General features: G+C 60.3%; 18 protein-coding genes and 1 tRNA gene. 11 read left to right on the forward strand and 8 right to left on the reverse strand.

Translation table 11 applies throughout. The features are described 5' to 3' along the window. Nucleotides 1–2: 2 nt before the first annotated feature. Complete coding sequence (locus CKO35_RS03045) at nt 3–3,566, reverse strand: bifunctional diguanylate cyclase/phosphodiesterase (RefSeq protein WP_200172482.1); 3,564 nt, start codon at nt 3,564–3,566, stop codon at nt 3–5. A gap of 486 nt (nt 3,567–4,052) precedes the next feature. Here CKO35_RS03045 and CKO35_RS03050 point away from each other — a divergent pair, with 486 nt between their 5' ends. The 4 genes from CKO35_RS03050 to CKO35_RS03065 are packed head-to-tail and all read left to right on the forward strand — an operon-like array spanning nt 4,053 to nt 7,560. Further along, entirely contained in the window at nt 4,053–4,538 is a 486-nt protein-coding gene (locus tag CKO35_RS03050) for a flavin reductase family protein (RefSeq protein WP_200172484.1), read from the forward strand. A gap of 39 nt (nt 4,539–4,577) precedes the next feature. Further along, nucleotides 4,578–5,252 carry a Crp/Fnr family transcriptional regulator gene (locus tag CKO35_RS03055; protein WP_200172486.1) on the forward strand — a complete coding sequence of 225 codons (675 nt, stop codon included), beginning with the start codon at nt 4,578–4,580 and terminating at the stop codon, nt 5,250–5,252. A gap of 43 nt (nt 5,253–5,295) precedes the next feature. Beyond that, complete coding sequence (locus CKO35_RS03060; RefSeq protein ID WP_242466986.1) at nt 5,296–6,378, forward strand: esterase/lipase family protein; 1,083 nt, start codon at nt 5,296–5,298, stop codon at nt 6,376–6,378. 12 nt (nt 6,379–6,390) lie between these two features. Beyond that, nucleotides 6,391–7,560 (forward strand): alpha-hydroxy acid oxidase, encoded by a 1,170-nt coding sequence (locus CKO35_RS03065; protein ID WP_200172491.1) that lies wholly within the window; start codon nt 6,391–6,393, stop codon nt 7,558–7,560. Between the two features lie 110 nt (nt 7,561–7,670). Here the strand turns inward: CKO35_RS03065 and CKO35_RS03070 are convergent. Both CKO35_RS03070 and CKO35_RS03075 read right to left on the reverse strand, forming a co-directional pair. Then, nucleotides 7,671–7,746, reverse strand: a tRNA-Asn gene (locus CKO35_RS03070). Between the two features lie 64 nt (nt 7,747–7,810). Next, nucleotides 7,811–8,998, reverse strand: coding sequence for a pyridoxal phosphate-dependent aminotransferase (locus CKO35_RS03075; RefSeq protein ID WP_200172493.1), 1,188 nt, complete (start codon nt 8,996–8,998; stop codon nt 7,811–7,813). A 134-nt stretch (nt 8,999–9,132) separates the two neighbouring features. Between CKO35_RS03075 and uvrB the strand changes: the two genes are divergently transcribed. The 3 genes from uvrB (at nt 9,133) to CKO35_RS03090 (ending at nt 14,210) form a co-directional block, all read left to right on the forward strand. Further along, entirely contained in the window at nt 9,133–11,151 is a 2,019-nt protein-coding gene (gene uvrB, locus CKO35_RS03080) for an excinuclease ABC subunit UvrB (protein ID WP_200172495.1), read from the forward strand. Further along, nucleotides 11,148–12,362, forward strand: a complete 1,215-nt coding sequence (locus CKO35_RS03085) for a L,D-transpeptidase family protein (protein WP_242466987.1) — start codon at nt 11,148–11,150, stop codon at nt 12,360–12,362. The genes uvrB and CKO35_RS03085 overlap by 4 nt, the downstream gene beginning before the upstream one ends. 222 nt (nt 12,363–12,584) lie before the next feature. Continuing rightward, nucleotides 12,585–14,210: a methyl-accepting chemotaxis protein gene (locus tag CKO35_RS03090; protein WP_200172497.1), complete on the forward strand. Its 1,626-nt coding sequence runs from the start codon at nt 12,585–12,587 to the stop codon at nt 14,208–14,210. Nucleotides 14,211–14,504: 294 nt separating this feature from the next. Here CKO35_RS03090 and csx2 (CKO35_RS03095) read toward each other — a convergent pair whose 3' ends face one another. The 5 genes from csx2 (CKO35_RS03095) to CKO35_RS03115 are packed head-to-tail and all read right to left on the reverse strand — an operon-like array spanning nt 14,505 to nt 23,362. Beyond that, nucleotides 14,505–15,668 (reverse strand): TIGR02221 family CRISPR-associated protein, encoded by a 1,164-nt coding sequence (gene csx2, locus CKO35_RS03095; protein WP_200172499.1) that lies wholly within the window; start codon nt 15,666–15,668, stop codon nt 14,505–14,507. A gap of 17 nt (nt 15,669–15,685) precedes the next feature. Continuing rightward, on the reverse strand, nt 15,686–17,032 hold the full coding sequence (csx2, locus tag CKO35_RS03100; RefSeq protein ID WP_200172501.1) for a TIGR02221 family CRISPR-associated protein: 1,347 nt from the start codon (nt 17,030–17,032) through the stop codon (nt 15,686–15,688). A gap of 40 nt (nt 17,033–17,072) precedes the next feature. After that, a complete protein-coding gene (gene csm6 / locus CKO35_RS03105) occupies nt 17,073–18,203 on the reverse strand; it encodes a CRISPR-associated ring nuclease Csm6 (protein ID WP_200172503.1) in 1,131 nt (376 codons plus the stop codon). Nucleotides 18,204–18,215: 12 nt separating this feature from the next. Next, nucleotides 18,216–20,684, reverse strand: coding sequence for a UvrD-helicase domain-containing protein (locus tag CKO35_RS03110; protein WP_200172505.1), 2,469 nt, complete (start codon nt 20,682–20,684; stop codon nt 18,216–18,218). Beyond that, nucleotides 20,681–23,362 (reverse strand): PD-(D/E)XK nuclease family protein, encoded by a 2,682-nt coding sequence (locus tag CKO35_RS03115; RefSeq protein WP_200172507.1) that lies wholly within the window; start codon nt 23,360–23,362, stop codon nt 20,681–20,683. Before CKO35_RS03115 ends, CKO35_RS03110 begins: the two co-directional genes overlap by 4 nt. 149 nt (nt 23,363–23,511) lie before the next feature. On the opposite strand from CKO35_RS03115, the gene CKO35_RS03120 reads away from it, so the two are divergent. Genes CKO35_RS03120 through cas2 form a run of 4 tightly spaced genes read left to right on the forward strand, consistent with a single transcriptional unit; the run spans nt 23,512 to nt 25,903 of the window. Continuing rightward, on the forward strand, nt 23,512–23,796 hold the full coding sequence (locus CKO35_RS03120; protein ID WP_200172510.1) for a CRISPR-associated endonuclease Cas2: 285 nt from the start codon (nt 23,512–23,514) through the stop codon (nt 23,794–23,796). 5 nt (nt 23,797–23,801) lie between these two features. Next, nucleotides 23,802–24,779: a CRISPR-associated endonuclease Cas1 gene (gene cas1 / locus CKO35_RS03125; protein WP_200172512.1), complete on the forward strand. Its 978-nt coding sequence runs from the start codon at nt 23,802–23,804 to the stop codon at nt 24,777–24,779. 6 nt (nt 24,780–24,785) lie between these two features. Then, complete coding sequence (locus CKO35_RS03130) at nt 24,786–25,580, forward strand: CRISPR-associated endonuclease Cas1 (RefSeq protein ID WP_200172514.1); 795 nt, start codon at nt 24,786–24,788, stop codon at nt 25,578–25,580. After that, a complete protein-coding gene (gene cas2 / locus CKO35_RS03135; RefSeq protein ID WP_200172521.1) occupies nt 25,577–25,903 on the forward strand; it encodes a CRISPR-associated endonuclease Cas2 in 327 nt (108 codons plus the stop codon). The genes CKO35_RS03130 and cas2 overlap by 4 nt, the downstream gene beginning before the upstream one ends. The last annotated feature ends 338 nt before the right edge of the window (nt 25,904–26,241 follow it).

Consider the following 26,241-nt stretch of genomic DNA (forward strand, 5'->3'; position numbering starts at 1 on the left):
TTTCAGATGTTTCCGTTCTCAGGAACCGTCACCCACTGTTGCCACCGTGCCGAGATTGATTCTGCAGGCAGAGGCATGCTGAACAGATAGCCTTGTCCGGCCATGCATCCTTCCTGCAAAAGGAAACGTAGCTGCCGGTCTTCCTCTATGCCTTCAGCCACGGTTTCAAGCCCCAGACTCTTGCCCAGGCCAATGATGGCGCGGACAATGGTTTCATCATTGGAATCATGGCCGACATCCCTGACAAAGGACTGATCGATCTTGATCCTGTCCAGTGGCAGGCGCTTGAGATAGGACAGGCATGAGTAGCCGATTCCGAAGTCATCCACCGCCAGCTTGACGCCCATGGATTTGAGTTCCTTCAATACCGTCAATGTCCTTTCCGGGGCATGCATGATGAGGGATTCCGTGACTTCCAGTTCCAGGCATTCGGCGGGAAGCGTGAAGTCAATCAAGGCCTGACGGACCTGTGCCACCAGATTGCCCCGCTCCAGTTGCTGAACGGACAGATTGACGGACACCTGAGGTATGGAGATGCCTTCCCTGTACCACCGGTTCATCTGGCGACAGGCCTCGCGGAGGACCCAGTTGCCAATTTCCCCGATGATGCCGATATCTTCTGCCAGGGGAATGAAATCTGACGGTGAGGTGAGGCCCAGGTCCGGATGGTGCCACCTGACCAGGGCTTCTACACCCACAAGGTTGCGCGAATCCAGATCGATCTGTGGCTGATAATGGAGGATCAGTTCATCGTTGCTGCTGGCCCTGCGCAATGCCGCTTCCAGTTTCAGACGTTCCAATACGCCTTCTGAAAGATTCGGTGCAAAGAAATGATAGTCGTTGCGGCCTTCGCTCTTGGCATGGTACATGGCCAGGTCCGCGTGTTTCAGCAATGTATCCGCGTCTCTCCCGTCATCCGGATACAGGGCGATGCCGATACTTGCCGTGACCACGACCTCGTGTTCGTCCAGTCTGATGGGATTTTTCAGTACACCAAGGATCTTCTGGCACAGGCTCTGGATATTCTCCATGGAGGCATCGTTTTCCAGGAGCAGCACAAATTCGTCCCCGCCAAGGCGCGCCAGCGTATCGGATGCACGCACGTTGTCGGTCATTCGTTTTGCCACGGTCTGTAACAGGCGGTCTCCGAGGCTATGTCCGAGGGTGTCGTTGATGGTCTTGAAGCGATCCAGATCGATGAACAGAAGGGCCAGGCTGCTGCCATGGCGCTGAATCCTTCGCAGGCTGTGGGTGAGTCGATCCTTGAACAGTGCCCGGTTGGCCAGTCCTGTCAGGGGATCAAAATGGGCCATGAATTCCAGTTGCCTCTGGGCCTCCTTGATCTGGCTGATATCACTGAAGACACCCACGTAATGGGTGATCAGGCCCTGATCGTCCCTGACCGCACTGATGGTCAGCCACTCCGGGTAGATGGATCCATCCTTCCGTCTGTTCCAGATTTCGCCTCGCCAGTAGCCTGAAGACTGCAACTGAGACATGAGATTCTTGTAGAAGCTTTCGTCCTGCTGGCCGGATTTCAGCAGGGAGGGGGTTTTCCCAATGGCATCGTCTCGGGAGTAGCCGGTAATTTCGGTGAAGGCAGGATTGACCGCCACGATGCACTGGTGCACATCGGTGACCATGATGCCTTCCGCGGCCGCCTGAAAGACACGATCAGCCAGACGCAGACGTTCTTCGTTGCGGATTCTGTCGGTGATGTCATGGACGACGGCATGCAGCAGATCCTGGCCCTTGACCTGGATCATGCCGGTATAGATCTCCACCTGTCTGATGTCGCCATTGGCCAGTTGATGGACAGCCCTGAAAAGCTCCTGACCTTCCCGGATGATGTGATCCAGATGCTGGCGCGTATGCTGGAATCCCCCCGAGGTGATTTCCTCAAGATACATTTTTTTCAGTGTTTCACGTGTTCTCCCATAGAACAGACAGGCCCCTGGATTGGCATCAACGATGCGCCCATCATCGGGGTTGATCAGCAGCATGACGGAGTGACGGTTTTCAAACAGGCTGCGATACCGCGATTCACTCTCCTGAAGCGCCGCTTCGGTAGCCTGCCGTTTCTGTTCAAGGGCCAGGTGTTGCAGGGCATAGGAAAAATCTTCAGTGATGTCCTGCACCAGACGATCGATCTGCGGGGTATAGCTTTCCGCCTTATCCGACATGAAACTGGCAATCCCCACCAAGTGGGATTCCCGCATCAGTGGGTAATGCCCGAAGGTATGGATACCATTGCGCCTTGCCCAGGCCTTCCATTGCGGCGGAGCATCCGGGTCGTCACGGTGAGCGTAGACGTAGGGTTGCCGATTAATGGCCTGCCAGGCTTCCATGAGCGGCATATGACGACACTGTTGCGGGGTCAGTCCGTTGAAAGATTTGGGGACGGGGGGCATCCCGGGTTCCGGACACAGGCTGATGACGCAGGCGTTGAACCGCCCATAGTCAACAGCGATGCGTGCCAGGTTATCCAGCAGCAGTTGTTCATCCTCGATGCGAACAATGGCCTGATTCACCGCGCTCAAGGTGGCATAGAGCATGCTGATCTGAGCCACCTGGAGTTCAGCGCGTTTGCGCTCGGTGATATCCCGGTTGACGCCTCTTCGCCCTTGATAATGGCCGTTTTCATCGATGACGGGCTGACATTCGTGCTCAATCCAGCGGGTTTCGCCATTGGCATGCTGGATGCGGAACTCCAGGCATCTGTGGGGCAGCGGGCCTTGGGAGGATCTGATCTCTTCCTGGTGTGCCGCCCAGAAGCCGACGTCTGATGGAATCAGGATTCGTTCCATCAGACCGGGGTCATTCATGAAGGCATCGGGTTCATGGCCACTGATCTGGAGACAGCCGGGAGAGACGTACTGATAATCTCCATCCTCGCTGATCCAGTAGTCCCATACCGGGGAGTAGTCAGCCAGGATTCTGTAGCGTGTTTCGCTTCGGTGAAGTTCGTCATGGGCCTGGGTGATCTCCCTTTCATGACGAATATGTTCCGTCAGATCGACCACGGCACAGACGTATTCATGGTTGTTGCCGTCCCTGCCGGGGAGTCGGGCGACATGCAGTTCCGCCTCGAAAATATCTCCTTGGGAACGATTGAAGCGGATTGTTTCGAGGCGATGATGGCCTTTTTCTTCAGCCCGCAGCAGGGCCTGATGCAGTCGCGTTTCTTCTTCCCTGGGAATCAGTCTGCGAATGAAATGACGACGCTGATGGCTGGTTTTGCAACCGAGCAGTTGGTGGGCCTGGTCATTGGAATCGAGAATAAGGCCGTGACGATCCACCACCAGTGCGGCAATGGGAATGCCGGCGAAAAAGGCGGTATATCGGTCCAGGGCCCGTTGGGTGCCGAGCTGCGCCTCTCTGAGTTCCGTATTCTGGATCTCCAGTTCGGCCTGATAGATCCTGAGTTTCTGCGTCACTTCGGCGAGATTGATTTCGCCTTGTTCCAGTAGGTGCTCGGCCAGATCAAACTCACCTCTGCGCAGCGCCTCTTGGGCCTGTTCTCGGATGAGTCTGAGTTGTTCCGGGGATTGATCGTCTCTGGCCATCGGCTGGATAGTGTATTGGACTTGTGGGAAATCCCGCGTTAGGCGCCAGCAGACATCGCGGTGGTCCTGTTGCGTGCTGCAATCATGGGGCCAGCCATGGCATCATACCCCACGGACCATCGGCTTTCCTCAAGATTAAGGATGTCCTGAACAGCATCCCCCTGCGAAACACGGGAATCCGGGGTGGCGTGCAACAAGGCCTGGCTCGTTACTGATGTCATTCCCGCGAACGCGGGAATCCAGTAATAGACTGGAATTTCTGGATGCCCGGCACTCGCGTGCGTGACGACAGTGGGCTTGTTCGGTGTTTCGTTGCAGAGGGCAAAACCGCCGCCTATCGTGGTGAGCCGGCTCTCTCCTCAGCGGGACGAGGACTTCTTTCCCTGGAGCAGGTCTGTCAACGGTTCACTATGGTGTAACCTTGTGACACGTTTTCAAGACGGGCCATCATCCATGACGCTTTCCTGCTCAAATTCCTGTGCCCCGATGCCGGTTTCGGATGACAGGTTGTTCCGGGATGCTCTGGGGCGTTTTGCTACCGGCATCACCGTGATCACCTGCCGGGATCCCCAGACCGATCAGCCCCAGGGATTTACCGCGAACTCCTTCAGCTCGCTTTCCCTTGATCCGCCCCTGGTGTTGTTCAGCCTGCGCAAGCAGGCCCAATGCCTGCCGGCCTTTCTCGGCAGCGAAGCCTTTGCAGTCAATATCCTGGCTGAAGATCAGGTCGACCTCTCTGCCCGGTTTGCCTCCAGTGATCCCGGCCGCTGGGAGGGCCTTGAGCATCAGACTTGGTCCACGGGTGCCCCGATTCTTCCGGATATGCTGGCAAGTTTTGAGTGTCGCACGGTATCCACCCATGAAGGGGGCGACCATGTGATCTTCATCGGCCAGGTGCTGGCGCTGTCAATGCCCCGTGAGGCCCCCCCACTGCTGTATTTTCGGGGTGCCTATCACGGAGTGAAGCCTTGAGTGAATGCGGGGGGTGTCCCGCCGGAGTCTGCCGAACCCATGATTCATGCCGGAGAATTGCAGCGCCTGCCGTTATTTGAGCCACTGACGGACGCACAACTGGAGCGTGTTCGCAACGCCTCCAGGGAACGATCCTGCATCGCGGGTGAATCGCTCTTCGCCCAGGGTGACGAGGCAGGCAGTTTCTTCATGGTCAGGCAGGGCGCCATCAAACTCTTTCTGCTTTCCCGCGAGGGAGACGAGAAAGTCGTGGAGGTGATCCAGGCAGGGCAGCTGTTTGCAGAGGCCGTCATGTTCATGGAGCAGCGACGGTACCCGGTGAATGCTTCGGCCCTTACGGACACGGAGCTGGTGATATTTGATCACGATACCTTTTTGTCCCTGTTGTCGGAGACACCCGATCTGGCCCTGAAAATGCTGGGCAGTCTCAGCCGGCGGATACATGGTCTGCTCAGCCATATTGATGAACTCACCCTCCATAATGCCACTTACCGGCTGGTGGCCTATCTTCTGTCCCAGTCCGGGGGGGAGGCTGGTGAGATTCGTCTGAATCTGCCCAAGCAGATCATCGCTTCGCGCCTGTCCATGAAGCCCGAAACCCTTTCACGCATCCTGGCCCGACTTCGGGCCCAGGCGCTGGTAGAGGTATCCGGCGATACGCTGCTGCTCAGGGACAAGTCCGGTCTTCGCCGGCTGTTAGGTCAGGGGGACTGAGGGTTTGGGAATGTCTCTACGGTATTTATTGGTCTGATCAATGATGAGACGTCGATTTAATCCTTTGATCTTTGTGTTGTTACTGGCGGGTGTTTTGGGGCCGCTCATCGGCTGGATTGTCTGGACCGAACACCATCCGGATCTGGAGCGGGAATTCCGCATGACCGTCCAGGAACGGCTGGAAATCTGGTTCCCCGAGGCCATGTCACTGCCGCCGGAACTGGTGGGTTTCCTTCCCCGGGATGGCAGTGAGGGCGATGGTCCCCCCGATGTGGTGCTGATTCATGGCCTGGATGAACCGGGGGGGATCTGGGATGAACTCGTGCCCAGGCTGGGGGATGCCGGTCTGGTCTCATGGGAATTTCGTTACCCCAACGATCAGGCCATCGACCTGAGCGCGGATCTGCTGGCGGAGCGTTGGGAGGCTCTCGATCCGGGCCGGTCGGTGGTGCTTATCGGTCACAGCATGGGGGGGCTGGTCATCCGCGATTTTGTCACCCGTTGGCGACATCCCGTGGAGTCCGGGGCAGCGGTTTCCGGCCCTTCAGTGGCGGGCGTCATCCTGGTGGCAACACCCAGCCAGGGCTCGGAATGGGCCCGGTTGCGGGCCTGGCTTGAGGTGCGCGAATGGCTGGCGGATATTCCGGAGGGGCGTTTTTCACTTTGGGCAGGCTTGCGTGACGGCACCGGCGTGGCCAAGATCGACCTGCGACCAGGCAGTGAATTCCTGCGGGACTTGAACCGGAGGTCCTGGCCTGCCGACGTGCCGGTGTTCGTGATCGGCGGCCAACTCACCGAGCCCACACCCACGATCCGCGCCAGTCTGGATGCCCTGTCCGAGGAACTGGAGATTGATGATCTGGCCGTCCGGGTCGAGGCCTGGTGGTCGTCCACCGGTGAGTCCCTGGGAGATGGTGTCGTACCGGTCTCATCCCTGGCCTTTGACGGCGCGCCGGAGCCGGTGATCGTTCCCGCCTCCCATCGAGGCCTGCTGGTGCGTATGCCCCTTGCCGAGCAGGAGCCGCCGGCAATCTCCCTGATAGTCGGGTGGCTTCGAGACTGGACCGGCGAGCACGAAGGCGAACAATCATCACAAGGCAAGGCCAGGATGCCTGATCTCCATTGAGGAAAAGTTCCCATGCCCGTTATCACCCATATTGAAGATCTGCGCCGGATGCATGAGCGCCGTGTTCCCAGGATGTTCTATGACTATGTGGAGTCGGGCAGTTGGACTGAACAGACCTTCCGCGAAAATATCACCGATTTTTCCCATATCCACCTGCGTCAGCGGGTGGCGGTCGACATGTCCGGGCGCAGCACAAGGTCACGGATGATCGGCGAAGAGGTGGCCATGCCGGTGGCGCTGGCCCCGGTGGGCCTGACGGGCATGCAATCGGCGGATGGCGAAATCAAGGCGGCCCGCGCAGCCGAGGCATTCGGCGTGCCCTTCACGCTGTCCACCATGTCCATCTGCTCGATCGAGGACGTGGCGGAGCACACCACCCGGCCCTTTTGGTTTCAGGTTTACACACTCAAGGATGATGATTTCATGGCCCGGTTGTTTGAGCGCGCCCGTACCGCCCGATGTTCGGCCATTGTGGTCACGGTGGATCTGCAGGTGCTGGGGCAACGGCACAAGGATCTGAAGAATGGCCTGTCCGCGCCGCCTAAGCTGACGCCCAAATCCATTGCCAATCTGATGACGAAAATCCCCTGGGGGCTGGAAATGCTCGGCACCAGGCGCCGCTTCTTCGGCAACATCGTGGGCCATGCCAAAGGCGTGACGGACCCTTCCTCTCTCTCCACCTGGACGGCGGAGGCATTTGACGTGTCCCTTGACTGGAAACGCATCGCCCGGTTCAAGGAGATGTGGGGCGGCAAGATGATCATCAAGGGCATCATGGAACCGGAAGATGCCCGTCGCGCGGTGGACGTGGGGGCGGACGCGATCGTCGTCTCGAACCATGGGGGACGCCAGCTGGATGGAGCGGTCAGCTCGATCCGCATGCTGCCCTCGATTCTGGATGCCGTGGGTGATCAGGTTGAGGTCCATCTCGATGGAGGCATCCGCTCGGGGCAGGACGTTCTCAAGGCCCTGGCACTGGGGGCAAAGGGCACCTATATCGGGCGGGCCTACAACTACGGGCTGGGCGCCATGGGGGAGCAGGGCGTGACCAGGGTCCTTGAGATCCTTCACAAGGAACTGGACGTCACCATGGCGCTCTGCGGCGAGACCGATGTGAGCCGGCTGGGCCCCCATAACCTGTATGTGCCCCAGGGGTTCGGAGATCCGACGGTCCCGCTGTAATCCTGTGTGGTTGAACACGCACGTCTCACGCTCCGGGGCGGGCGTGGGTTGAGACGGAGGGGAAACAGAATAAAAAAAGCCCAGACGAATGTCTGGGCTTTTCTTTTGCCTGGCTCCCCGGGACGGGCTCGAACCGCCGACCTAGTGATTAACAGTCACCCGCTCTACCGACTGAGCTACCGGGGAATTGCTTTGGAAGCCCGGCATAATACGTATCCCGCCGGGCTTCGTCAACACCTTCTATGAACTTTTATTCACCTTCCACCGCGCGGGCGATTCTTTCCACCGCCTGCTTCAGATTGTCCATGCTGGTGGCGAAGGAAATGCGCACGTGACCGTCGGCGCCGAAGGCGGAGCCGGGCACCAGGGCCACGCCCACCTTGTCCAGCAGGTACTCGGAGAACTTCACGTCGCTGTCCATGCCCAGCTTCTCCATCGCACCCTTGACGCTGGGGAAGGAGTAGAACGTGCCGTCGGAGGGCAGGCATTCCACGCCCGGGATGGCGTTCAGGGCCGCCACCAGGTAGTCATGACGCTGCTCGAAGGCCTTGCACATCTCACCCACGCAGCCCTGGTCGCCGTTGAGGGCGGCCTCGGCGGCCTCCTGGGCAATGGAGGTGGGGTTGGAGGTGCTCTGGGACTGGATCTTCTTCATGGCGGAGATCAGGGCCTTGGGGCCGCCGGCATAGCCGATACGCCAGCCGGTCATGGCATAGGCCTTGGAGACGCCGTTGAGCACGATGGTGCGGTCATACAGTGCCGGGCAGGCCATGAGGATGTTCACGAAGGGCACGCCCCGGAACATCATGTGCTCGTACATGTCGTCGGTGGCCACCAGCACATGGGGATGACGCAGCAGCACTTCGGCCAGGGCGGCCAGTTCCTCGCGGCTGTAGGCCACGCCGGTGGGGTTGGAGGGGCTGTTGATCACCACCAGGCGGGTGCGCGGGGTGATGGCGGCTTCCAGCTGCTCGGGGGTCATCTTGAACCCCTGGGACTGATCGGCGGAAACGATCACCGGCTTGCCGTCGGCCAGCAGCACCATGTCCGGGTAGGAGACCCAGTAGGGCGCGGGGATGATGACTTCGTCGCCTTCGTTCAGCAGTGCCTGGGCCAGGTTGAAGAAACTCTGCTTGCCGCCGCAGGAGACCAGGATCTGGTCGGGCTGGAAGTCATGCCCGTTGTCACGCTTGAACTTGTCGATGATGGCCTGCTTCAGGCCGGGGGTGCCGTCCACCGCGGTGTAGCGGGTCTTGTTGTTGCGGATGGCGGCAATGCCGGCTTCCTTGATGGGATCCGGCGTATGGAAATCGGGCTCGCCGGCACCCAGACCGATCACGTCGCGACCCTGGGCCCGCAGCTGGGCGGCAAGGGCGGTCACGGCCAGGGTGGGGGAGGGCTTGATGCGCTGAACGCGGGAAGAGAGCTTGATGTCCAAGGCGATGTCCAGGGAATGCGTGTGTGGATGGGGTTCTGCGTGTGCACACCCGGCGGGGGTGCAAGGGCGCGTACAGGAAAGACGCGCCGAGTCAAGGTAGGATGATACTGAAACCAGGTGGATAAAATAAGCCCATGGACTCATGTTTCCAGCTCAAGACCTCATACACCCCGGCCGGCGACCAGCCTGCCGCCATCGCGCAGTTGCTCGACGGTCTGGATGCTGGGCTGGCCCACCAGACCCTGCTGGGGGTGACCGGTTCCGGCAAGACCTTCACCATTGCCAACGTCATCCAGCGCGCCCAGCGCCCGGCCATCATCCTGGCCCCGAACAAGACCCTGGCGGCCCAGCTCTACGGAGAGATGAAGGAGTTCTTCCCGGACAACGCAGTGGAGTATTTCGTCTCGTACTATGACTACTATCAGCCGGAGGCCTATGTCCCGTCTTCGGACACCTTCATCGAGAAGGACTCCGCCATCAACGATCACATCGAGCAGATGCGCCTGTCCGCCACCCGCGCCCTGCTGGAGCGGCGGGATGCCATCATCGTTGCCAGCGTGTCCGCCATCTACGGTCTGGGGGACCCCCGGGCCTACCTGCAGATGGTGCTGCACCTCAAGCGCGGCGATGTCATCGACCAGCGCCTGATCCTGCGCCGGTTGGCGGAACTGCAGTACACCCGCAATGATCTGGACCTCAAGCGAGGCACCTACCGGGTGCGGGGCGAGGTCATCGACATCCACCCGGCGGAGTCGGACCGGGAAGCGGTGCGCATCGAACTCTTCGACGAGGAGATCGAGCAGCTCTCCTACTTTGATCCCCTCACCGGGGAAGTGCTGCGCCGGGTGCCGCGCCTGACCATCTACCCCAAGACCCATTACGCCACCCCCCGGGAGACACTGCTGGCGGCCATCGAACAGATCAAGGACGAACTGCGGGATCGCCTGGAGGTGCTGCGCCGGGCGGATCAACTGGTGGAGGCCCAGCGCCTGGAACAGCGTACCCGGTTCGATCTGGAGATGATGCTGGAGCTGGGCTACTGTTCGGGGATCGAGAACTACTCCCGTTACCTGTCCGGGCGCAACGCCGGTGAACCGCCCCCCTGTTTCTTCGACTACCTGCCCGATGACGCCATCCTGGTCATCGACGAGAGTCACGTCACCGTGCCCCAGCTGGGGGCCATGTACAAGGGGGACCGGTCCCGCAAGGAGACCCTGGTGCAATACGGCTTCCGGTTGCCGTCCGCCCTGGACAACCGGCCGTTACGCTTTGAGGAGTTCGAGGCCCTGTCGCCCCAGACCCTTTTCGTCTCCGCCACGCCCGGCCCCTATGAACAGGGGAAGGCCGGTCAGGTGGTGGAGCAGGTGGTGCGTCCCACCGGACTGGTGGACCCGGAGGTGGAGGTGCGACCCGCCTCGACCCAGGTGGATGACGTGCTGTCCGAGATTCGTCTGCGGGTGAAGGCCAACGAGCGGGTTCTGATCACCACCCTGACCAAGCGCATGGCCGAGGACCTCACCGATTATCTGGGTGAACACGGGGTTCGGGTACGCTACCTGCACTCGGACATTGACACCGTGGAGCGGGTGGAGATCATACGCGATCTGCGTCTGGGAGAATTCGACGTGCTGGTGGGTATCAACCTGTTGCGGGAGGGGCTGGACATGCCGGAGGTATCCCTGGTGGCGATCCTGGATGCGGACAAGGAAGGCTTCCTGCGTTCGGAGCGTTCCCTGATCCAGACCATCGGCCGGGCGGCCCGCAATCTCAACGGCAAGGCCATCCTGTATGCGGACACCATCACCGGCTCCATGCGTCGGGCCATGGACGAGACGACTCGCCGCCGGGACAAGCAGATCGCCCACAATCAGGCCCATGGCATCACCCCCAGGGGGGTGCAAAAGCGCATCGCCGATATCATGGAAGGGGCCTATGCCGGCAGTGCCATGGCCACGCCGAAACGCCATGCCAGGGTGGCCGAGGAGGAGGCACGCTACGGACGACTGTCGCCCCGGGACACGCTCAAGGAGATCAGTCGCCTGGAGGCACGCATGCTTGAGCATGCCCGTAATCTGGAATTTGAAGAAGCGGCCCGCCTGCGGGACGAAGTCGCGCGTCTGCGCGAGGGGATGTTGGGGGTGGTGGAATCATGAAGCCCAGAAGCTTGTCTGCCCTGACCCTGCTGGGGGCATGGGCATGGAGTCTTTCCGCCGGTCTGGGGGCAACGACCCTGTCGCTGCAACCGGGCTCGGATCTGGTGGGTGAGTTGCGGCATGTGGAGGCCCGTCATGAACACACCCTGATTGATATTGCCCGCAGTCATCAGGTGGGGTTCGAGGCCATCCGCAATGCCAATCCGGACCTCAACACCTGGATTCCCGGCGAAGGGGCCAGGGTATTGCTGCCGCTGCAGTTCGTGCTGCCGGAGGCGCCGCGTCGGGATATCGTCATCAACTTGCCGGAGATGCGGCTTTACTATTTTGCCGCCGACGGCAAGCAGGTGATGTCCTATCCCGTCAGCATCGGGCGCATGGATTGGAACACCCCCCTGGGCACGCTGAAGATCACCGAAAAGCGTGAAAATCCCACCTGGACCCCCCCCCAATCGGTGCGGGAGTCCTACGCGGCCCAGGGCAAGAGCCTGCCGGCGGTGGTGCCGCCGGGACCGGACAACCCCATGGGTGAGTTCGCCATGCGGCTGAGCCGCCCCAGTTACCTGATCCATGGCACCAACTGGTCCACCGGCATCGGCATGCGGGCCACCCATGGCTGCATCCGCATGGACAATAACGACATCCGCACCCTCTATGGCCGGGTGCCGGTGGGGACATCCGTCAATATTGTCAATCAGCCCTTCAAGGCCGGCTGGAAGGGGGATGTCCTGTATCTGGAGGCCCACCCGCCCCTGGAAGAGTTCAAGGCGGATCACAGCATCACTCCGGCGATCCAGCGCATCATGGCGGTGGTGGGGGAGACGCCTGCCCGGGTGGACTGGACACGGGTGCGTGAGGTGGCCGAGGCCGCCACCGGCGTACCCCAGCCCGTGGGCTACCGGGGGGAACTGACGGCCCTGCCGGAGCTGCGTCTGGGGCAGCGTCCCGCAATGGCGGCGGTGTCGGAAGCCGCCGGCGACTGGTTCGTGCAGATGGGCAGTTTCAGCGAGGTGGACCGCGCCCGGATGCTGAGCGCCAGGCTGGAGCAGGAGGGCTTTCCCGTCAATGTCTCCCAGTTCAGCAAGGGCGAGCGACCGATGTACCGCGTATTACTGGGGCCGGTGCAGGACCGGGCTTCCGCCACCGAACTGGGCGAGCAGGTGGCCCGCCGGATGCTGATCGAAGGGATGGTGATACAGTTGCCGCACTAGTCGTTCCATCAAGTCCACCTTCGCGATGCCGCTAACTCCCATGCATCCTGATGGCGATGCGTCCGCGATGATAAATAGGGGGCTGCACCAAGGCCACTCGCCCCTTGTTGACGGGGAATGAGGGGAACCCGGGTCTTTTCGCGTGAAATCAGGCGGAAGCTTGTTTCTGCCTGTTCGTTATCCTTGCCCGTTCAGGCGCCACCCAACCGACGGAAGTCTGTCATGATCATTTCTCGAATGACCATTGGCCATAAGCTGGCCTTGTCCTTTGGCATGGTACTGCTTTTGTTGCTTGGGATTGCCGTTATCGGCTGGAGCGGGCTCCACCGGGTCAGCGAGGCCAATACCCATGCAGCCGCGATTTATGAGCAGGCCATCTTCCAGGTCCAAAAGGAGGTGGATCACTTGGTCTGGGTGAACGGGCTGGCCAATGTTTTCATCCTGGGTAGCCGTTTTACTGGTCAACTTGATCACACTCGATGTGATTTTGGGCAGTGGTACTACGGCTTCAAGGACAGCCAAGCCTACCAGCTGGCGACAGGTGATTTTCGTCTTGCCTTTGATGCTATCGAGATGCCCCATATCCAGCTGCATCAAACCGCATTGCGTATTCTGCGCACGGTGGAGAACGGTAATACCCAGGTAGCCCTTCGAGTTTATCAGGAAGAGACGCTCACCCATCTGAATACCCTGCGACGCCTGTTGACAGACCTTGGGCAAGCGCTGGAAAGGGAACGGGATCAGGCTCTGGAACAGGCTGGGGCCGCGGCATCGACTGCAGCACGCATTATGGCTGTGACCGCTCTGGCGGCCTTGCTGGCGGCGATGTTGCTTGGCTTGATGCTGACAAAGGGCATAGTGAATCCCCTGAGACAAACCACTGGTCATCTGCGTGCCATCGCCGAGGGTGACGGGGATTTGACCCGGCGTCTGCCCGTCTCCGGCAGGGACGAGATCACCGATCTTTCTTCTGCCTTCAATATTTTTGCCGAACGGATTCATTCCCTGGTAAGGCAAGTTGTTGGTGCCTCCGCCCAACTGGCGGCAGCGGCGGAACAGCTGTCGACCACCAGTGAAGAGACACGGGAGCAGGTGCGGCGCCAGCAGTCCGAAGTGGGGCAGGTGGCTACCGCCATGAATGAAATGGCCGCCACGGTACAGGAAGTTGCCCGTAATGCCGCTGAAGCATCCTCCACGGCACGTACCACGAACGCACAGGCACAGGCGGGGGGGCATGAGGTGGAGCAGACCGTCCGCACCATCAAGGACCTGGCTGCGGAAGTGGAACTCACCGCCTCTGTGATCGGCAGGCTTTCGGGAGACAGTGACGAAATCGGCAAGATCCTTGATGTCATTCGGGGAATCGCCGAGCAGACCAACCTGTTGGCTCTCAATGCCGCCATCGAGGCGGCCAGGGCCGGTGAACAGGGGCGGGGATTTGCGGTGGTGGCCGATGAGGTCAGGACACTGGCCTCTCGAACCCAGGCTTCCACCAACGAGGTTCAGACGATGATTGAACGTCTCCAGAGCGGAGCTGCCGAAGCGGTTCGGGTCATGGAGCAGGGGCGAGGCAAGGCTCGGCAGGGGGTGGAGCAGGCGGGCAAGGCTGGTGAATCATTGAACGTGATCACCCGGTCCATCGGCACCATCAACGACATGAATGCCCAGATCGCCAGCGCAGCGGAAGAGCAGTCCGCCGTGGCTGATGAGGTCAACCGCAACGTGGTGAACATCAGTGATGGTGTGGAGCATGCCGCCACTGGCTCCAGTCAGATCGCCGCCGCCAGCGATGAGTTGGCCCGTCTGGCCGCCGAATTGCAGGAGCGGGTCGGGCAATTCAAGGTTTAGCCATGAAACTGGATTCCCGCTTTCGCGGGAATGACGTGTCTGGGGGGCCTCCGGCAATGCCTGTCTGGGGGCGTCTCCGGGAATGACGTGACGGCTTTTGATTGCCGGATTAATAGTTTTGTCGGATCGACGGTTTAACTAATATCTACACGAGATTACGCAGCAGACGTGTATCGGTTTGCAGAGACCGGGGCTTGCCAATGAATGGTGATCCGAGTGAACTCGGGGTCATGCGCGTCTCCGGCGTCAAGCCAGTTGGCATTCAGTTTGGTCAAAAGTGGCGCGAAAGTCTATCTAGTGATAGAAAACCCCCAGCCTTTCTCCCAGTTCCTTGAGTTTCCTTTTCAGCCGGATTTCATCCAGCAGAAACTTCTCGATTTTCCCGTCATGGGCTTGCAGCCCATGGGCCAGGGCATTGCGCAGGTTGTTCAATTGGCGGAAACCTTCCGTCGAGTGCTTGAGGGTGTCACGGGCGGTTTCTCGATCTTCGTACTGATTCACCTGTCCCCCACTCCGCAGAACTTCCGCCGAGATCGCCGACTCCAGGGAAAAGATGGCTGCCCGCACATAATCCCCCCGATCCAGATACTGCCGGGCCAGGGCGCCTTCCCAGGCCGCCCGGTCACGTCGCTTGTACCAGGCCACTCTTTGCTCCAGTTCCCGGCGAAACAGGGTGGCCGCCGGGTCATCCGCCGGAAAACGATCCGGCTTGCTGGACCATCCCGTGAGCGCCTCGCGCGCCTTCACCGGGTTGTTGGTGCGCTCCAGGAACGCGGCCCGGGCCAGTTGTTCTCCCGCGGGACCCAGCAAGGGGGCAAAGGCACCATAGTCTCCATCCTTGTCATAAGTATTGAGTGCCTGCAGCCAGTCCGCGATGCCCAACAGACCAATCAGATTGTGTACCGGCGCCTGACCGGTATCAGGGTCATAGGCCCCGTACCAGATTCCGTCGATGCTCGCGCCACGGGCCACTCGCAGATACAGGGCTGCCAGCAGCGCAAGCATGGGCAGGTGCCGGAAACCGTGAGTGACATCGATATGCACCCGATCATTGGCCTGTACATGGTGGGCCATGATGCTCAGGATGTCCGTCTGTTCCTTCTCGGTGCGACAGTAGGGGATGAGTACCAGGTGCACCTCACAGCCGCCCAGGTGGTCCGCCAGCGGCCCGGTCAGCGGGGCGAGCAGATCCGGTGTCACCCGTTTTTCCTCCACCGCCTGCATCAATCGCAGGTGATCCCCTTCGGGCAGATTCACTCCGTCATCGAACAGGTGATCCCACATACTGCCGGATGTGCCCATGATGATCAGTCGTTCGGCACCCAGACGCCGACGCAGGGGCCAGCCGAAAAAAGCCGCCGGCTCGGCGTCCATGCCGTCGCCGAAGTCATAGCAGGTGGTGCGATACCGCCCCTCCTGTCTGGGGGCACGGCCGAGGAAGGTGAGGAGTGTGGTCATGGGCGCCTTTCCCTTGGTTATTTTGCTTTGCCTGGCGCATTGGCAAGGCCATCAATGATGACCAAAACCTCCTGGTAAAGCCGCTCCAGTTCATCCTGGAGTTTGCGGGCGGAGGTGGCTTGAACAAATCCGCCGTGATTGATGTCATTGCGCAGTTTGGTGATGCGCCCGTAACAGCCCGCCAGTTCACCGGGAATTTGTTGCCGTAATTCCAGGGCGATATCCCGGTATTCTGCCAGTTCATGTTCCCATGCTTCCGGCGGTGGGGGCTGTTTGGCTGACAGTACCCCCATGAGCCTTGAAATCAGGGTTCGGCGCTTGGTCTGTGCGGCCTGCTCATCCCGTGTGTCGCTTCGTACCTGCTCCAGCAGTGGCTGATTGGCGTCAACCATCAGGCTGATGATGCCCTCCTGCAGCAGTGTATAGCCTTGCTGGATCTGGCCATGCCGATGGCACCAGGCCACCGCGCGCAGCACGTTCAGGGGAGAGGCATCCTCCCAGTCCTTGAGTTCGCCGGTCAGCTTGTCAATGACCGGACGTAGAGGGGGAAGAAAGTCTTCGCGAACCTGGGCCAGTGGATCGGTGATGCGGGACTTCACCATGAGCCGAGTCAGTTCCCGCCCGCGCACAGTGCTGATGGCCTGACCCAATTCATCCAGGGCACGGCTTGCCTTTTCCAGCGCCTTCGCTGTCGCATCCTTACCCCGGGTGTCCCTCAGCACCGGCTGGGTATGCTGGTTGACCAGCGCGATCACCTCGCCTGGGTCGCCCGAGCGAATGAGCCGGTCAATGCCGATGCTCCAGTCGAACAGGGTCAGAAACGGGGTCAGATCCAGGATCGGGGCATTGCGCTCGGCCATGGGCATGTCTTGCACCACGTTGGGGGTGCCCAGTTTTTCAAAGGCACCGTAATGCACCCCGGCCAATTGAACACCTCGGGTGACCTTGAGGTATTGGATCAGAACAGTGAACAGCATCGGCAGGAAGCGAAACGAGTGGGTGATGTCAAAACTGATTTCATCTCCTTCGCCGACTTCCACCGAGAGTCGCTCAAAGATCTCCCAGAGCTCGGCCTCGCCCGTGATATCGGGCAAGTCGATCACCTCCACGGGGATCGAGTCCGACCAGCCGGAGGCGGCGAGCTCTTCCTCAAAGGCGCTCAGATTCCTGGCTCTGGCGCCGGCGGTGCAGCCAAGAAGGATCCGGTCACCCGGCTCAAAATGTCCGCACTTCAGATGGAGTAGGGCAGTCTGGATGAAGCGTACATTCTCCATGCGTGAAGGGGTGGGTTCGTCCGTATCCATGAAATAGTGGCAAGGGACGTAATTGCCGGTTCCAAGAAAGGAAATGAAAAGCCTGGCCATCGTATGAACTCCTGTCATAAGTGATGCCTGAAAACAGCCATCACTCCACAATACGGATCTGCTCCGGTGTCAACCCAAGACGATACTTGCGCGGTCGTGAGCCGCCATCCTGGACTTTGTAGGTCTCAAATGACGGACCGAGCTGGGTGCGAAGACTCTTCTGAAGTCGGGAGAGTAACTGCGAAAAGTAATGGCCGTCCATGCCCTTGCTCAGGGCATTTTCCGTCATCTCGTTGTCCGCCATCGGCGTCTTCTGCACTGCCTGCAGGGCTTCTAGATAGCGGTCACGCCATGCCGCATCGGGGACTTCCTTGCAAGGGGCTTCCAGCGGAGGAAGACTGTCCATGGCGCGCCTTGCAAACAGCACATACAGGGCCATCTGGGTGGGGGGGAGCTGGATATTCCGCCTGCCCAGGGTGAGGCTTCTTTCCGGCAAACGGATGACCAGGCTGGGCGGCGCAAAGGCCTCCCGGGCATTTTCCACGACTTCACGGTAGGTGACCCGACCTTCCATCAACCGGGTATCCAGGCCATGCCGAAGACCGACGAAGGGAATGTCGGCGAGGGTGACCGTCGCTTCCCTGGCATCCACGGGACCATGCTTGGGGAGATTGAGTACCCGTGATTGACGACTGGGGTAGAAAAAGTCCCAGGTGGATTCAAAGGGCTCGGATACCAGCACGTGGGAGAGCCGATCCTGGGGACGGCCGAACAGAGACAGGGCATAACCCAGAAAAAAACCCATGGTCTTGCGCCCGCCGGCGATGGACACATGAAGCGCGGAATGTTCGTCTTCGGTCAGGCGACGCACGGTGTCAGTGATCTGGTCGGCGGCGGCCAGATTGTCCGCCGGTGAACGGATATCCTCCAGGGGGCGGCCATCAGGATCCTGAATGATCTGGATATGCGCTTCGGTGAAGGTCATGTCCGGCAGTTCGTATTCGCGACACAAACGGTCAAACCAGCCCGGTTCCTGGGACAGCAATGACAGCCGGGCGCGCTTGGCCCCTTCCAGGGTCGTGAGCAGATGGATTTCCGTGGGCAGAAACCCGGGCGGATCGGCCATCGCCAGCGCATAGAGGGTTTCGGTGACGATCTGGGGAGAAAGCCCGGTCACTGCCAGAAGGATGCGCCTGGGATAATTTGCCGGGTTGTGGTGTGTGGGGTGCATGGCATTCCAGCCTTAGATCAGGTGTTTTACGTTGATCGGTATGGGAGTATTGCCAATGGTCACCGGCTGCTCCCCCGGTTCCAGGTCAAGATCAAGCACCGCAATGCCTTTCTCGTCCACCAGTTCGTCCAGCCAGCGGGTGTTCAGTTTGGACGATGACTTGCAGACCTGTCTGCGCAGGGCCAGGATCATCCCGTCCCTTGCCCGAGTCATTCCCACATAAAGCAAGCGCCTGGCCTCATCTCCAGCCCGGTCGATGGCTTCCCGGTGTTCGGGCTGGCTGGATAGACGCTGTTCCAGGGGATCAAAGCGTTGCTGGGTGCCAAACGGCCAGGGCCAGTAGTGGATGGTTCGACCGGCCAGTGGATGGTTCAGATCCAGACCGGTTGAAGCCGTCATGCTCACGCCGAAACCCGATCCCGATATTTCCCGGTCCAGATCGGTCAATATCACCACCGGCCATTCAAGTCCCTTGGCGCCATGATAGGTGATGACCTGGACCGATTGATCGCCCTGCAAAGGGGGTTGCCTGGTTTCGTCCCGTTGCAGATGGCGGATCAGACCCGCCAGGGTCGCCGGTCGGTGGTAAAGCCGACAGCGCGCCTCATAGGCCAGACAACAGCCTCGCAGGGCATCCAGATTGGCCATTCTTCGCAGGGGGCGGTGCCATGCCTGTACTGTGGGAATCAGGTGGATGGCTTCCATGGCCATGAGCAGTGCGTCGGTGGGTGAAGCCTTGACGGCCCACCGGGATCGGGAATCCTCCAATGCCTGGATCAGCGGATCCCGGCGCCAGTCATCAAGGGCCCGGGCATCGTCGGTGATCAATGCTTCCAGCCATGACGCGTTGGCAGGATGTTGGCGTGAAAGCGCCACGATTTCCGCAAGCGCCAGCGTGTCGCCGGCGTCCTGCCAGTAGCGCAGGGCAGCCAGGGCCAGACGGCATTCGGTGGCTTCCATCAGGCGGCCCTGCTGTGCCGAGGCGGGAATGCCTGCTGCCTCCAGAGCCGCGGCCACTGACTGACAGTGGCTATTCTGAAAACACAGCACGGCCAGATCGCCGGGCTGTAGTTCCGGGCGTTGTTCCAGCAACTGGACGATGCCTTTTACCAATGCCCGGTTCGCCTCATCGCCACTGCGGCCATGCAGATGCCAGGCTTCGAGCCATCCACCCTCCGCATCCTTGCCCGGCGGCAGATCAAGGGAGATATCCTCTGGGCTGCGTTCATGGAATACCCGGGTGAAGACGGCATTGCAGAAGTCCACCAGACGTGCCCTTGAGCGCCATGAAGTGGTCAGGGACTGCGTCTGTCGCACTTGGGTGGTGATCTGGTCCATCAAGGGGTAGTCGGCGCCGCGAAAGCCATAGATTGCCTGTTTGGGGTCGCCGACCCATACCGAGCGGCCCACCCGGTTATCCAGTGCCAGGAACAGGGCAAGCTGGATGGGGCTGGTGTCCTGGAATTCATCCACCAGAATCTGTTGTACACGGGCATGGATGGCTTCCCGGAAATCGGCGTGTTGTTCCATCATGGACAGGATCAGGTTTTCCTGGTCAATAAAATCCACCAGACCATGGCGCCGTTTATAGTCCTGATACAGATCCAGTGCCTGCGTGGCGCAGTCGAAGATGCCGTGTATCAGGGCCTGCAGATCTTCATGCAATCCGGGCTGGGAGAGCACCTGTTCACCCAGGGCCTTGAGGGGGGCCACCCAGTGTTGCCCTTCCTTGGCCGGTTTGAGCTTGGCAAACCGCACCCATTCCGTCCAGGCCAGTGCTTCGCCGCGATGGACCCTGTTCAGGCAGGGTTGAACGACCCGGAGGGCTTCCTGTGTGGCTTTTTTCGTTGAGCGCAGGTTCAGCAGGGCGGAAACGGTTTCCGGCAGGATGGTATCAAGCTGTTGGTCAGGGGATGCCATGTCCGCCGACCCCAGTGCCTTGGCCAGTCCTTGCCAGGATTGTTGCGCACTTTGCCGGAGCTGAGCCTCATTCATGAGGTTGCTCCTGGCCAGGGATACCACGGCCATGACATCGTCGCGCCAGTCGGGACGGCGGGCATGGCCTGAACCGCCGCCATCCCTTTCCAGGCGCCGTGCGACCGGTTCCAGTCGCACGGCATGTTGCTCCAGTGCTTCCGCGGTGGCGATGCGAAACAGGTCACTGGATTCCTGTTCATCCAGCACCTGCAGGCGGGGTGAAAGACCCGCTTCCATGGCGTACTCGCACAGCAAGCGATGGCAGACACTGTTCACCGTGCCGACCAGGCCGCCCAGCACAGCTTGGGCAGCGTCTGTCTTCCCGGAAGCAAACAGGGCGCGGCGCAGACGTTGTCGAATGTCTGTTGCCGCCCGATGGGTGAACGTGGTGATCAGCAGGCCGTCGGCGGGCAGTCCCGTATCCAGAACCGAGAGTGCTTCCCCAACCAGATGGAAGGTTTTGCCCGTGCCGGCGCCGGCATTGATGAGTTTGATGCCATTCATGCTTCATCTCTCCGGTTGAGGCCGCACAATGCGTCAAATTCACAGAAATGACAGGGTGGCGACAGGTGTAGGCCCGTATCCTCTTCCGGTTGCTGATCCGGATGGGGTTCGTCACCCTCGTTGGTCATCTCGGGGGTGTGCTGGGTGGCCCATGCACGGATGCCACTGGCCTCCAGGCGACCTTCCTGCCATGCGGCCATGCGCTCCTGCAAGGTGACCCAGGCCCGTTCCCAGATGACTTGCGGGTTTACCCCGGCAGAGGCGGGTGTTGCCGGATCGTTGAAGCCGGCGTCAAGGTATTCGCACTGGTTCAGCATGAAGTAGCCCGACCCCACGTTTGGTGATTCCGGGTCCGTACCGAGCAACCAGGCGTACATGGCCAGTTGCAGCGTCTCACCGCGATCGATTTCCTCGCGCAGGTAGCGGTCCGAGCCCGACCATTTGAGGTCCAGCACACGGCGACGCCCCAGCCCATCCGCCAGGATCAGATCGGCTCGACCGGAAAAACCGATGTCTCCCGCCAGACCGGACAGCGTGCATTCCACGGATTCGATCCGTTGCCCGGTCTTTCGTAAATGATCAAAGAGATGAAAGGCCGACTTTGTCGCTGCCTGTCTGGCCCGCTCCAGACGTATTTCCTGACCGGGCAAGATCAGTTCGGGAGCCAGTATGGAAGCCCAGTAATCAAACAGAAGCATCGCCCGATCCGCGGCTTGCCGTGGCGTGAACCGGCTCACATGAGGGTGACTGCACAAGGATTCAATCACCCGGTGGCATAGCCTTCCCTGAACCGACGCATCGCTTTGGCGCGCCAGCAGGGCAGGGCTGACCAGTCCGACCTGGTGTTGCAGGCACCACTTCATCGGGCAAGCCAGAAAATCCCGTAAGGTGCTGTAGGAAAAATGCGTGGGACGACGAGTGGCCCCGTCTGGCAGTTGATGGATGGCCCGTGGCGCGGAAAGCGGCTGATCCGGCGCGGGTGCCACAATCACCCTCCGGCCCATCACCCAAGGGGAATGGGGCTGCAGCAGTTCATCGCAGTGGCAGTCGCGGACGGGGGTAAGGCTTTGCAGCTCGTCCAGAAATGGGTGATTGCCCGTATCCACGCCTGCCGTTCTTTCCGGTTGTACCAGCAGCAGATGATTCCGGCAGCGTGACAAGGCCTGTCGCCATGCGTGGGATTCCAAGTGGAACGTGTCCGTGGGTAGCGTGGGTTGCAGACCATGTGACCGCATGGCCTTGAGTTCCGCGTCGGTCCAGCGATCCACTTCCTGCGGGTGCCGAGGTGCGGTGAATCCCCAGCAGATCAAGGTTTCGCAACTTTCCAGCAGTTGCCCTGGATGGTTCAGCACCTGCCCTGTGGTGGTTTCCACCGGCGCAATCGGCGCGCCTGCCAACGACTCGTTGATGCTGTGGAGCATGCGTTCCAGTCGCGTACGGGGAATCCTGTTCTGACCCTCGGTGATGGCCAGCAATGCATGGGCCTGATCCGTCAAGTCTGTCCTGATGGACGGGTCCAGTTCGCAGGATGCGATCCAGTCCAGTATCCAGCGACAACGCATGGCTACCGCTTCCACGGGGGCACCCGGTTCCGGTGCGTGTCGGTCCAGCATCAACTGGTGGTGCAATATCCTGATTTCATGCCGGATCTGTTCACGGTCGCCGTTGATGCCGGCCTTCCAGCCCAGGTCCATGGCTTGACGTTCTATCCTTTCCCACGCCTTTTTCCAGGCAGGACCACCTACGCCCGGTTCATTTTCCAGAGCCTGGACCAGTGTAGAACGCACGAAATCGGGAATGGGAGAGCAATCCATCAGCAGCAACGGGTAAAACGCTTCCGTATCCAGGGGGGCCCAGAGGTTTGCAAGCAGCAGAGGCAAAATCTGCAAGTGTGCCGACAGTGATGAAACACGAGCTTGCCCCAGTCCTGGCAGTCCCCGGCGTTGCAAGGCCTGATCCAGGATGAGGGAATCCTCAAGGCACAGGATGCTCACTGTTTCATTGTGTTTCGTCGAGGCGGCAAGCCATGCCGCCACATACTCAGCGCACTGCCATTCATTCCTGCCCAGAACTCTGACCACGGCGTCCTTGCCCACCTCGGGGTGCTCCGGTGGATATCCCCGGGGCAGGCCCGCCGGCTGAGAAATCGGGAAGGCATGATCCAGGATGCGGGTATTGCCCGCGGCCAGGGCGTCCACGATGCGTCGCCAGGGATAGGGCAGCAGGGAGTAGGGCGTCTGCAGCCGAAGGCACTGAATACCGCACTGCCGGCCCTCTAAAAGCGCATCCTGCACCTTTCGTAGGCGTTCCGCTTCTCCGGCAAGGTCTGTCACCGGCAGATTGGACAAGGCCCGTAGACGAGGGGAGCCATCCAGAGGGGTAATGCCGTCCCATCCCGCCTGTATCAAGCGATCCCTGGCGTCCAGAAGATATTCCGCGGTTGCCCAGGGATCCGCTGAATATGAACGGACCCACCAAGGATCGGGGTTGCCCATCGCCTGTATGCCGCGAAGACATGCTGCGATACGGACAGGTCTTGAGAATAACGCGCCAGCCAGATCAAGACGGTTTTCCAGCAGGGACAGCAGCCTTTTCGGACCCATCCCGAGCCGGCCTGCAAATGCCGTTTCGGTACGCCGGGGCATCCCATCCAGGTAAAGGCCAAAGGTGATCTGCATGTTTTGTGTCGCTCCGTGCTGTCCGAGTGCGGGAGAGTGTGCATCTCGGCACGGCGCCATGAAGACGCGGCAAGCTTGCCATCCATTCCGCTGGGGTTATCCACGTCCATACTGCCATCCAGTGATCCGGATGCCCGGGAGTGACCTGGATGGCGAAACGGGATTTTTATCTGGCGGCGTATGACGTCTCGGAGCGGGGCCGGCTGTCCGCCGCCCTGTCCCTGGTCAGGGCCTATGCCACGGGTGGGCAGAAGTCAGTCCACGAGGTATTCCTGACGGATGCCGAGCGTCGCGAACTGCTTCATGACATGGCCCTGATCCTGGATGAAGAAGAAGACCGCTTCCTGCTGCTGCGTCTGGACCCGCGCGGGCGTGTGCATACCTTGGGCAAGGGCATGCAGCCCCACGACCCCACACTCTTTTATATGGGATGACAGTCATGGCGACCTTGTTTCTGGACAGAGCTCAACTGGAACTGCGTGTCGATGGGGAGGCCCTGGCGCTCTATGAAGAGGGCGAGCGCCGGGGTACCGTGCCGATGAAACTGCTGGAGCGCGTCGTGATCCAGGGGCGACAGACCCGGCTGGAATCCGGCGTCCTGGGTCGTTTGGGAGAATTCGGGGCAACCACATTAATTATGAGTCCCAGGGCACATCGTCGTCTGGCATTGGTGCTGGGACCAAAACACAACGACGCAGGCATCCGCATCGCCCAGGTCCATCGATTGATGGATGACGCCTTCTGCCTTGCCTGGAGCCGGGATCTGGTGCAGGCCAAATTACATCGGCAGTTGCGTCTGCTGAATCGTGCAGTGCTGGCAAGACCGGATGTCCGTCGGGCGCTCACCGGCGCGATTGAAAGCCTGGAGCGTATCCAGGTGGAACTCTCCGATGGCGAGGTGAATATCGTTCGTCTAAGGGGGCTGGAGGGTGCCGCCGCCCGGGCCTCATTTCAGGGATTGACTGCCCTGTTTGCACCTGCATTGAACTTCACGGGCAGAAACCGGCGCCCGCCCAGAGATCCGGTGAACGCCTGCCTTTCCCTGGCCTATACCCTGCTGCACTTTGATGCCGTGCGGGCCGCCCATGTGGCAGGTCTGGACCCCTTGATCGGGTTTTATCACCGTCCCAGCATAGGCAGGGAGTCGCTGGCCAGCGATCTGATCGAACCCATGCGACCCGTGATCGACGAGTGGGTCTGGACCCTGTTTCGAAACGAAGTACTCCGGGTGAGTTACTTCAGCCAGGATGGCGATGCCTGCCTCCTGGGCAAAGCGGGGCGGCAGAGATTCTACGAACACTGGGAAGCCCGGAGCACCGCCCATCGCCGATGGCTCAGGGCGCGTTGCAGCAAGCTGGCCCGCTATCTGCGGGATGAAGGTCGGCAATGGCTTGAAAGCCCCTTTGAAGAGGCATGAAACAGCATGGCGACTCGATCCATCCCATCATCACGGCCGCGAATGGCGGCTCCCGACCGCAAGCCACTTTACCTGCTGGGACCGGAAGCCCGGGAAGTCCGTGCACGGCCGACCAGTCTCTGGATCAGGGGAGCGAATGCCGCGGTAAATCTACCGCTTTCCAGGCTGGAGCGCATTGTCTCGGGCGGGCGAGTGCGATGGGATTCCGAAGCCATCTGCCGCTGCCTGGAACATGGCATCCCCATCACCTGGGTGACGGATGATCATCAAGTGGCGGGTACGGTCTATCCGCCCAGGCATCAGGGCAGTCTTCTCCACGATGCGTTGCAGATGTATCTCCAGCGCTGTGAATGGCAGATCCTGCATGAAAACTGGATTGCCCACCGGCGCATGGAGGTATTGCTGACCTGGCGCGGCAGGATGCGTGCGGCTGGTCGCGAAGTGTCCGCATCGGGATTCGAACAATTGCAGCGCGATTATGTACGTCACAATCGTTTGCCGTTGTTGTTCGTGGACGAGTCCCATGCCTGGTGCCATAACCTGGTCTGCCGCCATCTGCACATGGAGGGGCTGGAACCGGTCTACTGGGACTTTGGTGGCGAGGCCATGAATTTGGCCACGGATCTTGCCGATCTGTTCTGGGCGGAAATGAACCTGTGCTGCGGCACCTTGCCGGCGGAAGTGGAAGAGGGTGCCGAGGCGGTCCTGATGTTCGAGAGCTGGGCGGCGAGACACGAGGTGCGGATCCACCATCATCTGGGGGATCTCAAACGCCATGTGCAGGTGGAGAATCATTCATGAGCCAGACCAAGCCCCGGGCCTGGCTGATCTGCTACGACATCGCCGATCGAGGCCGCCTTGGGCGGCTGCACCGGTTCCTCAAAAAGCATGCCCAACCGGTGCAGTACTCGGTATTCCACTTTGAAGGCAGCAGCGCCCAATTGGGGCGCCTGATGCAGGATATCAAGACCTACATCAAGCCGAAGGAAGACGATGTGCGGGCGTACCCCATACCGGAGAAGGTACAGCTATACACCTTGGGCAGGGGGGTACTGCCGGATAATCTGCATCTGGAGTCTTCCCGCAGCCCCGGGTTGGCCCGCTTGGTGCGGCCTGGGGAATGAATGTGGTTGGTCTATCTGGAATCCGGATTTGCCGCAGCTTGTTGGTGAGATGGATTGTGGGCTACGATGAGCCTGTAGTCAGTCAAGGACACTCTGTTTTGGACCATCGCTCGGCGATTTCTGGTTTCTTTGCGAACCCCATTCGTAACTCATTGATTATGAATGCTTATTGGCGTCGAGCACTCGGAAAGTAGACCCTGATGAAGAAGGGATTAAGACTAGAAACGCGCCAGGCCCTTCCACGAAGCGGTGTCCTCGGAAAGTAGACCCTGATGAAGAAGGGATTAAGACCTCCCACCACATGCATGTTTTCCCACCCCCTGCTCGGAAAGTAGACC

Source organism: Ectothiorhodospira shaposhnikovii, assembly GCF_016584105.1.
In the GTDB taxonomy this organism is placed as follows: Bacteria; Pseudomonadota; Gammaproteobacteria; order Ectothiorhodospirales; family Ectothiorhodospiraceae; genus Ectothiorhodospira; species Ectothiorhodospira shaposhnikovii.

Coding starts and splice junctions, on each gene's coding strand:
- CKO35_RS03045 (WP_200172482.1), bottom strand. CDS start 3,566: ATGGCCAGAGACGATCAATCCCCGGAACAACTCAGACTCATCCGAGAA.
- CKO35_RS03050 (WP_200172484.1), top strand. CDS start 4,053: ATGCCGGTTTCGGATGACAGGTTGTTCCGGGATGCTCTGGGGCGTTTT.
- CKO35_RS03055 (WP_200172486.1), top strand. CDS start 4,578: ATGATTCATGCCGGAGAATTGCAGCGCCTGCCGTTATTTGAGCCACTG.
- CKO35_RS03060 (WP_242466986.1), top strand. CDS start 5,296: ATGAGACGTCGATTTAATCCTTTGATCTTTGTGTTGTTACTGGCGGGT.
- CKO35_RS03065 (WP_200172491.1), top strand. CDS start 6,391: ATGCCCGTTATCACCCATATTGAAGATCTGCGCCGGATGCATGAGCGC.
- uvrB (WP_200172495.1), top strand. CDS start 9,133: ATGGACTCATGTTTCCAGCTCAAGACCTCATACACCCCGGCCGGCGAC.
- CKO35_RS03085 (WP_242466987.1), top strand. CDS start 11,148: ATGAAGCCCAGAAGCTTGTCTGCCCTGACCCTGCTGGGGGCATGGGCA.
- CKO35_RS03090 (WP_200172497.1), top strand. CDS start 12,585: ATGATCATTTCTCGAATGACCATTGGCCATAAGCTGGCCTTGTCCTTT.
- csx2 (WP_200172499.1), bottom strand. CDS start 15,668: ATGACCACACTCCTCACCTTCCTCGGCCGTGCCCCCAGACAGGAGGGG.
- csx2 (WP_200172501.1), bottom strand. CDS start 17,032: ATGGCCAGGCTTTTCATTTCCTTTCTTGGAACCGGCAATTACGTCCCT.
- csm6 (WP_200172503.1), bottom strand. CDS start 18,203: ATGCACCCCACACACCACAACCCGGCAAATTATCCCAGGCGCATCCTT.
- CKO35_RS03110 (WP_200172505.1), bottom strand. CDS start 20,684: ATGAATGGCATCAAACTCATCAATGCCGGCGCCGGCACGGGCAAAACC.
- CKO35_RS03115 (WP_200172507.1), bottom strand. CDS start 23,362: ATGCAGATCACCTTTGGCCTTTACCTGGATGGGATGCCCCGGCGTACC.
- CKO35_RS03120 (WP_200172510.1), top strand. CDS start 23,512: ATGGCGAAACGGGATTTTTATCTGGCGGCGTATGACGTCTCGGAGCGG.
- cas1 (WP_200172512.1), top strand. CDS start 23,802: ATGGCGACCTTGTTTCTGGACAGAGCTCAACTGGAACTGCGTGTCGAT.
- CKO35_RS03130 (WP_200172514.1), top strand. CDS start 24,786: ATGGCGACTCGATCCATCCCATCATCACGGCCGCGAATGGCGGCTCCC.
- cas2 (WP_200172521.1), top strand. CDS start 25,577: ATGAGCCAGACCAAGCCCCGGGCCTGGCTGATCTGCTACGACATCGCC.